At 72.7% G+C, this 13,404-nt stretch carries 13 protein-coding genes; 7 read left to right on the forward strand and 6 right to left on the reverse strand.

Annotation, left to right across the window (positions count from 1 at the left end):
- Nucleotides 1–129: 129 nt before the first annotated feature.
- From tyrS to ACFW01_RS36465, 3 genes are read right to left on the reverse strand one after another with little or no spacing between them, the layout of a single operon-like run.
- The gene (tyrS, locus tag ACFW01_RS36455) at nt 130–1,398 is read right to left on the reverse strand and encodes a tyrosine--tRNA ligase (protein ID WP_234953264.1); all 1,269 of its coding nucleotides are present in this window, start codon (nt 1,396–1,398) and stop codon (nt 130–132) included.
- A gap of 45 nt (nt 1,399–1,443) precedes the next feature.
- Nucleotides 1,444–2,838, reverse strand: a complete 1,395-nt coding sequence (locus ACFW01_RS36460) for a metallopeptidase TldD-related protein (RefSeq protein WP_384510879.1) — start codon at nt 2,836–2,838, stop codon at nt 1,444–1,446.
- Nucleotides 2,835–4,358, reverse strand: a complete 1,524-nt coding sequence (locus ACFW01_RS36465) for a TldD/PmbA family protein (RefSeq protein ID WP_234953260.1) — start codon at nt 4,356–4,358, stop codon at nt 2,835–2,837. Before ACFW01_RS36465 ends, ACFW01_RS36460 begins: the two co-directional genes overlap by 4 nt.
- 304 nt (nt 4,359–4,662) lie before the next feature.
- On the opposite strand from ACFW01_RS36465, the gene fabG reads away from it, so the two are divergent.
- The 3 genes from fabG (at nt 4,663) to ACFW01_RS36480 (ending at nt 6,673) form a co-directional block, all read left to right on the forward strand.
- Nucleotides 4,663–5,367: a 3-oxoacyl-[acyl-carrier-protein] reductase gene (gene fabG / locus ACFW01_RS36470; protein WP_234953258.1), complete on the forward strand. Its 705-nt coding sequence runs from the start codon at nt 4,663–4,665 to the stop codon at nt 5,365–5,367.
- Nucleotides 5,368–5,372: 5 nt separating this feature from the next.
- A complete protein-coding gene (gene fabI, locus ACFW01_RS36475; RefSeq protein WP_384510884.1) occupies nt 5,373–6,140 on the forward strand; it encodes an enoyl-ACP reductase FabI in 768 nt (255 codons plus the stop codon).
- Nucleotides 6,141–6,322: 182 nt separating this feature from the next.
- Nucleotides 6,323–6,673, forward strand: coding sequence for a hypothetical protein (locus ACFW01_RS36480; protein WP_384510887.1), 351 nt, complete (start codon nt 6,323–6,325; stop codon nt 6,671–6,673).
- On the opposite strand, the gene ACFW01_RS36485 is transcribed toward ACFW01_RS36480, so the two are convergent.
- A complete protein-coding gene (locus tag ACFW01_RS36485; RefSeq protein ID WP_384510890.1) occupies nt 6,651–7,343 on the reverse strand; it encodes a FadR/GntR family transcriptional regulator in 693 nt (230 codons plus the stop codon). The two genes, ACFW01_RS36480 and ACFW01_RS36485, sit on opposite strands and share 23 nt — an antisense overlap.
- Before the next feature lie 47 nt (nt 7,344–7,390).
- Between ACFW01_RS36485 and ACFW01_RS36490 the strand changes: the two genes are divergently transcribed.
- The 4 genes from ACFW01_RS36490 to ACFW01_RS36505 all read left to right on the forward strand — a co-directional run bounded on the left by ACFW01_RS36490 (nt 7,391) and on the right by ACFW01_RS36505 (nt 10,078).
- A complete protein-coding gene (locus ACFW01_RS36490; RefSeq protein ID WP_384510893.1) occupies nt 7,391–8,746 on the forward strand; it encodes a CynX/NimT family MFS transporter in 1,356 nt (451 codons plus the stop codon).
- Nucleotides 8,747–8,964: 218 nt separating this feature from the next.
- Nucleotides 8,965–9,081 carry an SGM_5486 family transporter-associated protein gene (locus ACFW01_RS36495; RefSeq protein WP_107420105.1) on the forward strand — a complete coding sequence of 39 codons (117 nt, stop codon included), beginning with the start codon at nt 8,965–8,967 and terminating at the stop codon, nt 9,079–9,081.
- 180 nt (nt 9,082–9,261) lie between these two features.
- Nucleotides 9,262–9,468, forward strand: coding sequence for a hypothetical protein (locus tag ACFW01_RS36500; protein WP_384510898.1), 207 nt, complete (start codon nt 9,262–9,264; stop codon nt 9,466–9,468).
- A 91-nt stretch (nt 9,469–9,559) separates the two neighbouring features.
- On the forward strand, nt 9,560–10,078 hold the full coding sequence (locus ACFW01_RS36505) for a histidine phosphatase family protein (protein WP_234953246.1): 519 nt from the start codon (nt 9,560–9,562) through the stop codon (nt 10,076–10,078).
- Nucleotides 10,079–10,137: 59 nt separating this feature from the next.
- On the opposite strand, the gene serB is transcribed toward ACFW01_RS36505, so the two are convergent.
- Nucleotides 10,138–11,382 (reverse strand): phosphoserine phosphatase SerB, encoded by a 1,245-nt coding sequence (gene serB, locus ACFW01_RS36510; protein WP_234953244.1) that lies wholly within the window; start codon nt 11,380–11,382, stop codon nt 10,138–10,140.
- Between the two features lie 92 nt (nt 11,383–11,474).
- A complete protein-coding gene (locus ACFW01_RS36515; RefSeq protein WP_384510902.1) occupies nt 11,475–13,169 on the reverse strand; it encodes a streptophobe family protein in 1,695 nt (564 codons plus the stop codon).
- Nucleotides 13,170–13,404 lie beyond the last annotated feature (235 nt).

Raw genomic sequence — 13,404 nt, forward strand, 5'->3', positions numbered from 1 at the left:
GCGGCGCCGCGGCCTCCTGGGGGGTGCGCGCAAACACCACCCGCGGCCGCGCCTCCCGGCCGCCCCCCCGACCCGCACGGGGGCGCCCCCGGCCCCGGGAGGCGCCGGGGCCGCCCCCGTACCGGGCGCTCAGGCGCCGGTGACCTCCACCGCGGCCAGGTTCTTCTTGCCGCGGCGCAGCACCAGCCAGCGCCCGTGCAGCAGGTCCTCCTTGGCGGGGACCGCGTCCTCGCCGGTGACCTTCGCGTTGTTCACGTACGCGCCGCCCTCCTTCACCGTGCGGCGGGCGGCGGACTTGCTGGCGACCAGACCGACCTCGGCGAACAGGTCCACGACCGGGCCCAGCTCGGTGACCTCGATGTGCGGCAGCTCGGAGAGGGCCGCGGCGAGCGTCCGGTCGTCCAGCCCGGCCAGGTCGCCCTGGCCGAAGAGGGCCTTGGACGCGGCGATCACGGCGGCCGTCTGCCCGGCGCCGTGCACCAGCGTCGTCAGCTCCTCCGCCAGGGCGCGCTGCGCCGCCCGGGCCTGCGGACGCTCCTCGGTCTGCCGCTCCAGCTCCTCCAGCTCCTCGCGGGACCGGAAGGACAGGATGCGCGAGTACGTCGAGATGTCCCGGTCGTCCACGTTCAGCCAGAACTGGTAGAACGCGTACGGCGTCGTCATCTCCGGGTCGAGCCAGACCGCGCCGCCCTCGGTCTTGCCGAACTTGGTGCCGTCCGCCTTGGTCATCAGCGGCGTCGCGTAGGCGTGGACGCCGGCGTCCGGCTCCAGCCGGTGCAGCAGGTCGAGGCCGGCCGTGAGGTTGCCCCACTGGTCGCTGCCGCCCTGCTGCATCGTGCAGCCGTACCTCCGGTAGAGCTGCAGGAAGTCCATGGCCTGGAGCAGCTGGTAGCTGAACTCCGTGTAGCTGATGCCCTCGGAGGACTCCAGGCGCCGGGCCACGGAGTCCTTGGTCAGCATCTTGTTGACCCGGAAGTGCTTGCCGATGTCCCGCAGGAACTCGATGGCCGAGAGGCCCTCGGTCCAGTCGAGGTTGTTGACCATCACGGCCGCGTTCTCGCCCTCGAAGGTCAGGAACGGCTCGATCTGGCCGCGCAGCCGGCCGACCCAGCCCGCGACGGTCTCCGGCGAGTTCAGCGTGCGCTCCGCGGTCGGGCGCGGGTCGCCGATCTGGCCCGTCGCGCCGCCGACCAGCGCCAGCGGCCGGTGACCGGCCTGCTGGAGCCGGCGCACGGTGAGCACCTGCACCAGGTGCCCCACGTGCAGGGACGGCGCGGTCGGGTCGAAACCGCAATAGAACGTGACGGGACCGTCCGCGAGCGCCTTGCGCAAAGCGTCCTCGTCGGTGGACTGGGCGAACAGCCCGCGCCACTTCAGCTCGTCGACGATGTCCGTCACGGTTCTCTTGTCTCCTTGAGTGGTCTCGCGAAATCAGGTACGAGGTTATACGCCCCGACTGACAGAACTCATATTGAAATCGGGGACCCGCAGCGCGGGCATCGCGGCCCTGGTGAACCAGTCGCCCCACTCCCTGGGCAGCGTCTTCTCCGTCCGCCCGGCCTCCGTGGCCCGGCCCAGCAGGCCCACCGGGGACTCGTTGAACCGGAAGTTGTTCACCTCGCCGACGACCTCGCCGTTCTCGACCAGGTAGACGCCGTCCCGGGTCAGCCCGGTCAGCAGCAGCGTGGCCGGATCGACCTCGCGGATGTACCAGAGGCAGGTCAGCAGCAGCCCGCGCTCCGTGCCGGCCACCATGTCCTCCAGCGAGCGGTCCGAGCCGCCGTCCAGGACCAGGTTGCCGGTCGCCGGTGCCACCGGCAGCCCCGTCAGGGCCGCGCTGTGCCGGGTGGTCGTCAGCCGGTGCAGCTCACCCGCGCGGATCCAGTCGGTCGCCGCCACCGGCAGCCCGTTGTCGAACACCGACTGGTCGCCGCCGGAGGAGTGCGCGATCACGAAGGGCGCGCTCTCCAGCCCCGGCTCGTGCGGGTCGCTGCGCAGGGTCAGCGGCAGCTCGCCCAGCCGCTCGCCGACGCGCGTGCCGCCGCCCGGCTTCGAGAACACAGTGCGCCCCTCGACCGCGTCCCGCCCCGACGCCGACCACAGCTGGTAGATCAGCAGGTCGGCGACCGCGGTCGGCGGCAGCAGCGTCTCGTACCGGCCGGCCGGCAGCTCCACCCGCCGCTCGGCCCAGCCCAGGCGTACGGCCAGGTCGGCGTCGAGCGCACCCGGGTCGACGTCCTTGAAGTCCCGCGTGGCGCGCCCCGCCCACGCCGACCGGGTCCGGTCCGGCGACTTGGCGTTCAGCTCCAGCGTCCCGTTGGGCTGGTCGTGCCGCAGCCGCAGACCGGTGGAGGTCCCCACGTAGGTCGACGTCATCTCGTGGTTGGCGAATCCGTACAGCTCCCGGCCGCCCGCACGCGCGCGTGCGAACGCCTCCCCGAGGGCGGGCGCGAAGTCCGCGAACACGGCCGAGGACGTCTCGGCGGGCGCGTCGGTGAAGTCGGGCGACCCGGGCACGCCGGTGACCAGCGGCTGCGCGTCCTCGGCGGGACCGGCACCGCGGGCCGCGGCCTCGGCGGCCCGCACCAGGGGCTCCAGCTCGTCCACGGTCACCGCCGAGCGCGACACGACACCGGACGCCGTGCCCTGCTGACCGCCGACGGTGGCGACGACGGTCAGCGTGCGCCCGCGCGTGACGCCGTTGGTGGTGAGCGCGTTGCCCGCCCAGCGCAGGTTGGCGGTGGACTCCTCGTCGGCGATGACGACACAGCCGTCCGCCCGGGACAGCTCCAGCGCCCGCTCGACGATCTCGTGGGGCTTGTGGGAACGGGCGCTCATCGACCGGCCTCCTGGGTGGTGTTGAGGATGTTGACGCCCTTGAAGAGGGCGGACGGGCAGCCGTGGGAGACGGCCGCGACCTGCCCCGGCTGGGCCTTGCCGCAGTTGAAGGCGCCGCCCAGGACGTATGTCCGCGGGCCGCCGACGGCCGCCATGGACCCCCAGAAGTCGGTGGTCGTCGCCTGGTAGGCCACGTCCCGCAGCTGACCGGCGAGCCGTCCGTTCTCGATCCGGAAGAAGCGCTGCCCGGTGAACTGGAAGTTGTAGCGCTGCATGTCGATGGACCAGGACCGGTCGCCGACGACGTAGATCCCGCGGTCCACGCCCCCGATCAGGTCCTCGGTCGACAGACCGCCCGGGTCGGGCTGGAGCGAGACGTTGGCCATGCGCTGCACCGGCACGTGGGCGGGGGAGTCGGCGTACGCGCACCCGTTGGACCGCTCGAACCCGGTGAGCCGCGCGATCCGCCGGTCTAGCTGGTAGCCCACCAGCGTGCCGTCCTTCACCAGATCCCACGACTGGCCCTCGACGCCCTCGTCGTCGTAGCCGATGGTCGCCAGCCCGTGCTCGGCGGTGCGGTCGCCGGTGACGTTCATCAGCTCCGAGCCGTAGCGCAATTTGCCGAGCTGGTCGAAGGTGGCGAAGGAGGTGCCGGCGTACGCCGCCTCGTACCCGAGCGCCCGGTCCAGCTCGGTGGCGTGCCCGATGGACTCGTGGATGGTCAGCCACAGGTTCGACGGGTCGACGACCAGGTCGTACAGCCCCGCCTCGACGCTCGGCGCCCGCATCTTCTCGGCCAGCAGCTCCGGGATCTGGGCCAGCTCGGCGTCCCAGTCCCAGCCGGTGCCGGTCAGGTACTCCCAGCCGCGCCCGGCCGGCGGGGCCAGCGTCCGCATGGAGTCGAACTCACCGCTGGAGTCGTCGACCGACACGGCGGTGAGCGCCGGATGCAGCCGCACCCGCTGCTGCGTGGTCACGGTCCCGGCCGTGTCGGCGTAGAACTTGTTCTCGTGCACGGTGAGCAGCGAGGCGTCGACGTGGTCGACCCCGTCGGCCGCCAGCAGACGCCCGCTCCAGTCGGCCAGCAGCGCCGACTTCTCCGCGTCGGGCACGGTGAACGGGTCGACCTCGTACGACGACACCCACGTCCGGTCGGCGTGCACGGGCTCGCCCGCCAGCTCCACGTGCTCGTCCGACCCCGCCGCCCTGATGACCTGCGCGGACAGCTTCGCCATCGCCACCGCCTGCGAGGCGACCTTCGCGGCGGCGTCCATGGTCAGGTCCACACCGGACGCGAAGCCCCACGTGCCGCCGTGCACCACCCGCACCGCGTACCCGAGGTCGGTGGTGTCCGAGGACCCGGCGGGCTTGGCGTCCCTGAGGCGCCAGGAGGCGCTGCGCACCCGTTCGAGGCGGAAGTCCGCGTGCTCCGCGCCGAGCGCACGCGCGCGTGCGAGGGCGGCGTCGGCGAGGGCGCGTAGGGGGAGTGCCGTGAAGGCTTCGTCGATGCTGTGAGGCACCTGCGTCTCTTTCTGTCGACGTGACCGGTCGTCTGCGGCGACGCCGGGGGCCAGGGCCTGTCGCCCTGGGCCGCATCATGTCGCGTGGGGCCGGACGGCGACCACACCTTTGCCGCCGTGCGCGGTTGGCCGTGGCCGGGTCCGTTCTGTAGGGACCCGACAGTCAGCCCCGTAAGCCACTGTGGGTGCCCGAGTCTCTGACGGAGGCCGGGGACCGATAGGTTTTCGATGAAGCCGCCTGCCGTAGCCGCCTGTCATCCGGGTGCGCGGGCGGAACACAGACCGCTAGGGAAAGGGTGATCCGTTGAGCCGCTCGGTTCTCGTCACCGGAGGCAACCGGGGCATCGGCCTCGCCATCGCCCGCGCTTTCGCCGATGCCGGCGACAAGGTCGCGATCACATACCGCTCGGGTGAGCCGCCGGAGGGCTTCCTGGCCGTCAAGTGCGACATCACCGACACCGAGCAGGTGGAGCAGGCCTACAAGGAGATCGAGGAAGCGCACGGTCCCGTCGAGGTCCTGGTCGCCAACGCCGGCGTCACCAAGGACCAGCTCCTGATGCGCATGTCCGAGGAGGACTTCACCTCGGTCCTGGAGACCAACCTCACCGGCACCTTCCGGGTCGTGAAGCGCGCCAACCGCGGCATGCTGCGCGCCAAGAAGGGCCGCGTCGTCCTGATCTCCTCCGTGGTCGGGCTCCTCGGCTCCGCGGGCCAGGCGAACTACGCCGCCTCCAAGGCCGGTCTGGTCGGCTTCGCGCGCTCCCTCGCCCGTGAGCTGGGTTCGCGCAACCTCACCTTCAACGTCGTCGCGCCCGGCTTCGTGGACACCGACATGACCAAGGTGCTCACCGAGGAGCAGCGGGCCAACATCGTGTCGCAGGTGCCGCTGGGCCGGTACGCGCGGCCCGAGGAGATCGCCGCCGCGGTGCGGTTCCTCGCCTCGGACGAGGCGTCGTACATCACTGGAGCCGTCATTCCCGTTGACGGCGGACTGGGAATGGGTCACTGATCACCATGAGTGGAATCCTCGAGGGCAAGCGCGTCCTGATCACCGGTGTGCTGACGGAGGCGTCCATCGCCTTCCACACCGCCAAGCTGGCCCAGGAGCAGGGCGCCGAGGTCATCCTGACCGCGTTCCCGCGTCCCACGCTGACCGAGCGCATCGCCAAGAAGCTGCCCAGGCCGGCCAAGGTCGTCGAGCTGGACGTCACCAACGACGAGCACCTCGGGCGCCTCGCGGACATCGTCGGCGAGGAGCTGGGCGGCCTCGACGGCGTCGTGCACTCCATCGGCTTCGCCCCGCAGGACGCGCTCGGCGGCAACTTCCTGAACACGCCGTTCGAGTCGGTCGCCACGGCCATGCACGTCTCGGCGTACTCCCTGAAGTCGCTGACCATGGCCTGCCTGCCGCTGATGCAGAACGGCGGCTCGGTCGTCGGCCTCACCTTCGACGCGCAGTTCGCCTGGCCGCAGTACGACTGGATGGGCCCGGCCAAGGCGGCCCTGGAGGCCACCAGCCGCTACATGGCGCGTGACCTGGGCAAGCAGAACATCCGCTGCAACCTGGTCTCGGCCGGTCCGCTCGGCTCCATGGCCGCCAAGTCCATCCCGGGCTTCGGTGAGCTGGCCTCGGTGTGGGACAACCGCTCCCCGCTGGAGTGGGACCTCAAGGACCCGGAGCCGGCCGGCCGCGGTGTCGTCGCGCTGCTGAGCGACTGGTTCCCGAAGACCACGGGCGAGATCGTCCACGTGGACGGCGGTCTGCACGCCATCGGCGCCTGACCAAGAGCACGGTCCGGAGCACTGTCCGGACACCGCGAAGGACCCGCATCCGCCTCGGGTGCGGGTCCTTCACGTGTCACCCGTGCGGCCCAGCCGGCGGGCGGCGGGCCCGCCGTCGGCGCACGCTGGAGTCCGCGTTCCCCACGAGCCTTCCCTCCCCCGTGCCGCCGAGGAGGCCTCTTGTGCGTCCGCTCGCCCGCCTCGCCTCGGCGTCCCTCGCCCTCGCCTGTGTGCTGCTCCTGCCGTACGAAGCGATGTCCCACGCGCGCGTGGGCACCGGGGACTCCGCGCGGGCGGAGCTGTTCGGCTCGGCGTGCCGGGTCCGCGTCGTCGACTCCGACGTGACCGCCCACTGCCACAACCCGTACCCGGCGACCGACTCCGTGCGGCTGCACGTCGAGTGCGCCCGCTGGTGGGACCTCGACAGCGACGCCGCGCCGGTCGAGGCCGGGCCGGCGCAGACCGTACGGCTGGACGGGCGGTGCTGGAAGGAGGTCCGGTCGGCCTGGGTCAGCCACCGGAGGGTGCGGTGAACCGGCCCGGGCGGCACAGGAACGGGTAGCCCGCCGCCTCCGCCTCCGCGGTCCCGGCGTCGCCCGCGCGGATCGCGTCCACCAGCCTGGTGTGGTCCATGTGGCTCTCGGGCGTCAGCTCGCTGCCGACGTCGCTGCGCAGCCAGTCCCGCATCACCTCGCCCAGGTCCGCGTACATCGCGGTCATCACGTCGTTGTGCGAGGCGGCCACGACGGCCAGGTGGAAGGTCGCGTCCGCGGTCACGAACGCCTCGGCGTCACCCGACTCCCAGGCCTCCTCGCGGCGCACCAGGAGCGTGTCCAGCTGCTTGAGGTCCTTCTCCGTGCGGCGCTGCGCGGCGAGCCGGGCGGCGGCCGACTCCAGGGTGGACCGCAGCTCGGCGATATGCCGGGGGTCGGTCCCGGCGAAGCGGCGCTGCATCACGCCCGCCAGCTCACTGATCGCCACGACGTACGTGCCGGAGCCCTGACGGATGTCCAGCAGGCCGTTGTGCGCCAGCGCGCGGACCGCCTCCCGGACCGTGTTGCGGGCGACCCCGAGCTGTTCGACCAGCTCGGGTTCCGTCGGGATGCGGGAACCGACCGGCCACTCGCCCGAGGCGATCTGCTGCCGGAGCGCCGAGATGACCTGCTCGGACAGTGCCGAGCGACGGGGATGGCTCAGAGGCATGACTCACCTTCGCACATGGAGTGGACAATCAATCATCCCATGATTCTATGATGGGCCTCATGGCCAGTGAGGAAGCCCGGACGGACACCCGGACGGAGACGCGCGCAAAGACACGTACGGAAACGCGGATGCGTAAGACACCCGGCGGGGCGGCGACGGTGCCACGGGCGCCCGGCACGCGCGCGTGGACACCGTGGACGACCCGGCTGCTGATCCTCGGCATCGTCCTGGCCGCGCTCAATCTGCGCCCCGCCATCACCAGCCTGGGCGCCCTCCTGGAGGAGGTCCGCGACGGGCTCGGCATGAGCGGCAGCGTCGCCGGACTGCTCACCTCCGTCCCCCCGCTGTGCTTCGCCGTCTTCGGGGTCATGGCACCCCGGGTGGCCCGCCGCTTCGGTCCCGGCGCGGTGGTCTGCGCGGGCATGGCCGCCATCACCGCGGGCCTGCTGATCCGCCCGTACGCCGGCGGGACGGCCGGCTTCCTGGCCGCGACCGCGCTCGCGCTGATGGGGATCGCGGTCAGCAACGTCCTGATGCCGGTCATCGTCAAGCGCTACTTCCCCGACCGGGTCGGCTCCATGACCGGCCTCTACTCGATGGCCCTCGCCTTCGGCACCTCCGTCGCCGCGGCGGCGACCGTGCCGGTGGCGAACGCCCTGGGCGGCCACTGGCAGCCCGGCCTCGCGGTGTGGGCCGTGGTGGGGGCGGCCGCCGTCCTGCCGTGGATCCCGTTCGTGCGCCACCGCGAGGCGCCCTCCGCCGCGCCGCCCGCCCCGTCCGCGGAGCGAACCGCCGAGCCGGCCGCCGGTCAGGCCCCGATACGGATCACCCGCAGCCGTACGGCCTGGGCGCTCGCCGTCTTCTTCGGCCTCCAGGCCACCGCCGCCTACGTCACGATGGGCTGGATGGCGCAGATCTTCCGGGACGCCGGGGTCTCCGCCGGCACGGCTGGGCTGCTGCTCGCCGTGATCATGGTGATGGGCGTGCCGCTCGCCTTCGTCATCCCGCGCGTGGCCACCCGCCTGCCCCACCAGGGCCCGATCGTCCTGGTCCTGGGCCTGTGCGGCCTCGCCGGCTACGCCGGTCTGTACTTCGCCCCGGCGGGCGGTGCCTGGGCCTGGGCCCTGCTGCTCGGCGTGTCGAACTGCGCCTTCCCGCTCGCGCTGACCATGGTCGGCATGCGGGCCAGGACCGGTGCGGGCGTCGCCCAGCTGTCGGCCTTCGCGCAGAGCACCGGCTACCTGATCTCCATCCCCGGCCCGCTCCTGGTCGGCGTGCTCTACCAGCACAGCGGCGGCTGGGGTCTGCCGATCGCGCTGATGAGCGCCCTGATGGTGCCGCAGATCGTGGTGGGCGTCCTGGCAGGCCGCGACCGCACCGTGGAGGACGAGGCGGCCCGCTGAGCCGCGCCGTCGGCGATGACCTGGGCCAGTACCGCGGAGCCGACGTCGTAGCGGTCGCGGATGGCCTCGACGGCACCGTCGATCACGGAACTGTCAAGGCCGAAGGGGGAACCGCCCGTCGCGGCCGCCGCCGTGACGAAGGCGACCCGCCCGGGATGCTCGGAAAGAGCCGGCGGCCCGCCCGGCGCCCCGCACGCGGCGGATGCGAGACTTGCCGCATGCCAGTCCTCGACCCGAACCCCCAGAACGGCCAGAAGAAGATGCTGCTCGTCTTCGGCGGCTTCCTCGCGATCTTCGTGATCATCGGCATCATCGCGACGATCGCCTCGCCCTGACCCCGCCCCCGGCCGGATGGTGGGGTTAACCCCCCGTCCCCTAGGGGGCCAGGGTCAGGGTCAAGTGGGTGGACCTCCGGATGGGTTGGGGCCCGCGGATTCCGTAGCTTCGAGATGTGCCCGCGACAGGCGGGACGCGGAGCACGGACCAGGGACGCCCGAAGACCAGCGGAGGCACTCATGTCGGCCCCTACCCACACCCGGCCTCCCCGCGCGACCCGGGGTGGCCTCGACAGCCGGCTCCCCTGGTGGGCCCTCGCCCTGCCCGTGCTCGCCTTCGTGACGCTGCTCCTGCTGATACTCAACCCCGCCGACGCGCACGCGGCCACCGAGCAGCCGGCCGTCGCCCACCTGCTGGAGCGGCTGCTCCAGCTGGCCGTGGGCTGAGCCCGGGCCCGGGCCCGGACGCGCGTACGGCGGTGAATCCGCATGTCAACTCCCTGCGCCCCGTGGCCTGTTTCATGCGAAGCTGGATGCCATGAGCGTCGCAGAACCCCGCAGGATTGTCCTTTTCCGGCATGCGAAAGCCGACTGGCCACAGGTGACCGACCACGAGCGACCGCTCGCTGATCGGGGTCGCAAGGACGCCGCAGAGGCCGGGCGGCGGCTGGCGGACACGGGTGTCGCCTTCGATCAGGCCCTGTGCTCCACCTCGACCCGGACCCGCGAGACCTGGAAGCTCGCCGTCCACGAGTTCCCGCACCGGCCGAAAACCGTCTACGAGGAGCGGATCTACGAGGCCTCGCCCGGCGAGCTGATCGCCGTGCTCAACGAGACCCCCGACGACCTGCGGAACGTGCTGGTGATCGGCCACAATCCGGGCATGGAGGGACTCACCGAGATCCTGGCCGGCTCGGCCGAGGACGAGGCGCGCGGACGGATGGGGCGCCGGGGCTTCCCGACCGCCGCCTTCGCCGTCCTGACCTTCACCGGCTCCTGGAAGGACGTGGAGCCCGGAGCGGCCTCCCTGGTCGACTACTGGGCGCCGACCGACTGACCCACCCGGCCCCACGCGGCGGGCCCGGCACCGTACGGTCCGGGCCCCTCGCCGCGGGCTCAGAGCCGGTCGGCGGGCAGACCGAGGGCCTCGCCGAGACCCTCGTCCAGCGTGTCCGCGGCCTCGACCTCCTCGCGGGTGATGCCGAGCAGGTAGAGGACGGTGTCCAGGAAGGGCACGTTCACCGCGGTGTGCGCCGCCTCGCGCACCACCGGCTTGGCGTTGAAGGCGACCCCGAGACCCGCCGCGTTCAGCATGTCCAGGTCATTGGCGCCGTCACCGATCGCCACGGTCTGCGACAGCGGTACGCCCGCCTCGGCGGCGAACCGCCGCAGCAGCCGCGCCTTGCCCGCCCGGTCCACGATCTCCCCGGTGACCCGGCCGGTCAGCCTGCCGTCGACGATCTCCAGGGTGTTGGCCTGGGCGAAGTCCAGCCCCAGCCGCTCCTTGAGATCATCGGTGACCTGCGTGAATCCGCCGGAGACGACCCCCACCTGGTAGCCGAGCCGCTTCAGCGTGCGGATCAGGGTGCGGGCACCCGGCGTCAGCCGCACCTCGGCGCGGACCTTGTCCACCACCGAGGCGTCCAGCCCCGCCAGCAGCGCCACGCGAGCGTGCAGCGACTGCTCGAAGTCCAGCTCCCCGCGCATCGCGGCCGCCGTCACGCCGGCGACCTTGTCCTCGCACCCGGCGTGCGCGGCGAACAGCTCGATGACCTCGTCCTGGATCAGCGTGGAGTCCACGTCCATCACCACCAGGCGCTGCGCCCGCCGGTGCAGCCCCGCGGAGACCACCGCGACGTCCACACCGAGCGCGGCGGCCTCGGTGGCCAGCGCCGTGCGCAGGGGCTCGGTCGCCACGCCGGAGACCGCGAACTCGACGGCGGTCACGGGATACTTGGCCAGCCGGAAGATACGGTCGATGTTGCTGCCGACCTCGGTGATCCGGGCCGCTATGGCGGCCGTCGCCTCGGCGGTGAGCGGGTGCCCGAGCACGGTGACCAGGGAGCGGCCGAGCCCGCGCGGCCGGTTGTCGCCGATACCGGAGATGATCTCCGCCTGGAGCTTCAGCGACTCGGCCCAGCTGTGGACGGTGGCCCGCAGATCGCCCTCCAGACCGCGGGGCGGCTCGGTCACGAGCGCGCACAACACGATCCGGCCACGGGTGACGACCTGCTCGATGTCGACGACGTCGACGGAGTAGGCGGCGAGGGTGTCGAACAGGCCGGCCGTGATACCGGGCCGGTCCTTGCCGAAGATCTTGACGAGAAGCGTGGGAACGTCAGAGGTCTGCGTAGCGCTCATGGTGGTCCAACCGTATCCGGCACCCGGTGCCTGCCGCCCCCGAGGTCCGCCTGACGGACAGCGCCACTGTCCGGGCCACCCCGCACCACCCCTCACTCCCCGTCCCTCGGCCGCCTCGGCCGCCTCGGCGGCGCTGGCGGTGGCGGGGGCGGCGGCACCTCGCCCCAGCGGCGTGCCGGCGGCCGTTCCCCCGGGTGCGGGGGCCGCAGGGGTGCTCTCGGCGGCGGCCGGAGCGGGCCGGCCACGGTGGGGGCGCCGTACACGTCGTCGCCCGCCTGACCGTGCGGGCCGACGTACCGTCCGGCGGCACCCTGCCCGTGCCCCGGGTGCGGACCCGGGACGGACGTCCCGTACTCGACGCCACCGGCGTCCGGCGTCGCCACCACCGCGGCACCCCGTGCCAGCCACGTCGCGCGCAACCCCGCAGCGCCGCTCGCCCGCGCCAGCAACGCCCCGGCGGCCCCCGCCCCCACACCCCACAGGGCGCCCAGCAGCAGGGCCGTGCCGAGGTGGGCGCGCAGGTCGAGGCCCGCGTCGAAGGCATCGATGCCGAGTACCGACAGCGAGGCGTGCACCGACACCCCGCTCAGCCAGGACAGCAGCGGCAGTGCCGCCCCGGTCACGAGGCCGAGCCGCAGCGCGCAGCGCCCCACGAATGCGGGGGAGCGCCCCTCGCCGGGCGCCACGGGCGTCCGTACCGCCGTCAGGACCCCGGCCAGCACCATCATCAGGGCCGCCGCCACCGCCAGCAGCCACACCCGTCCGTCCAGCTCCGCCAGCCGCGCCGGTGTGACCGGTTCGTCGGCGCCCGCGCCCAGCAGGTCGTCCAGCGGAGCGGGGAGAACCCGGACGAGTCCGCCGGTGGCCCGCCCGTCCCACGGCACGAACAGGCCGACCGGGACGCCGAGCCAGACCCCGTTCGGCGCGCCGAGGAGCGCGGCGCCCGCGATCCGCCGCGGATGGTGGTCGCCGGCCGCCGCGTACCCGGCCGCCGCGATGCCGGCCGCCACCGCGGTCAGGGCCACCGTGACCACGGCGGACACGGCGGGCCGCACCACCCGGTGCACGGCCGCGCACCCGCGCGGCAGCGGAGTACGGCGCGAGGCCAGGAGCGCGATCAGCAGGACCCCGGCGGACCAGGCCAGTCCGCCCAGCAGGGTCGGCGCGGTGTCGACGCTGAAACCGACCGCGGCCTCGGCGTCGACGAGGTCACCGATCCGGTCGGGGAGCAGCCCGCCGATGTCACCCACGTCCCCGAGCCCCGGAATCTCCACGCCACCGTCGCCACCGCCGGGCAGCGCGTCGATCCCCAGCGCACCGCCGTCGATCGTGATGATGTCGTGACCCGCCCAGGCCAGACCACCCGTCATCGCCACGAACAGAGCGACCACCGCGCCCGCGCGGGCGAGGAGTTCGGCGGGGGAGACGACAACTCCGGCCCCGCGCAGGGAGCGCAGGAAGAAGAACGACAGCAGCAGCGCGCCGACCAGGCTCACGCCCAGTGGCGTGATCTCGATGGCCGAGTACGCCTCCGCCCCCTTCAGTCCGAACGCCGACACGTCTCCGTCCGGTGTCACCGAACCGCCCGCGCCCAGCGCCACGACCGCCGCGGTCATCGGGCCCAGCGAGCCCGCAGCGTCCGCGTCCAGCAGGTGCAGACCGAGCGCCGCCGTTCCCGCCATGCCGATCAACGCCCAGCTCACGGCGGCGATCGCGGACAGCAGCACGTCTCCCCACGGCACCCTGGCGGCATACCCCTCGGACCCGACGCACCCGCACGCGCTCATGGCAGACCCCCCGATCCGCTGCGCGGCTCGGTTGCCGCGCATGTCCCCCTCGCGTGGATTACCACTCTCCGAGCAGGTTTCAACCCCGTCAACGGGATCGGCCGAGGGGTGCCTACGCAGTTTTCACAAGGCCCGACTTTCGGTCAGGGGCCCGAGCCTGAAATAGTTCCCCCCGATGTTCGACATCCCTAGACTCCCCGCGACGGGGGTACATCGGGGGACAACTCAGTGGGGC

Origin of the sequence: Streptomyces sp. NPDC058985 (assembly GCF_042740985.1) — a bacterium.
Taxonomy (GTDB): domain Bacteria; phylum Actinomycetota; class Actinomycetes; order Streptomycetales; family Streptomycetaceae; genus Streptomyces.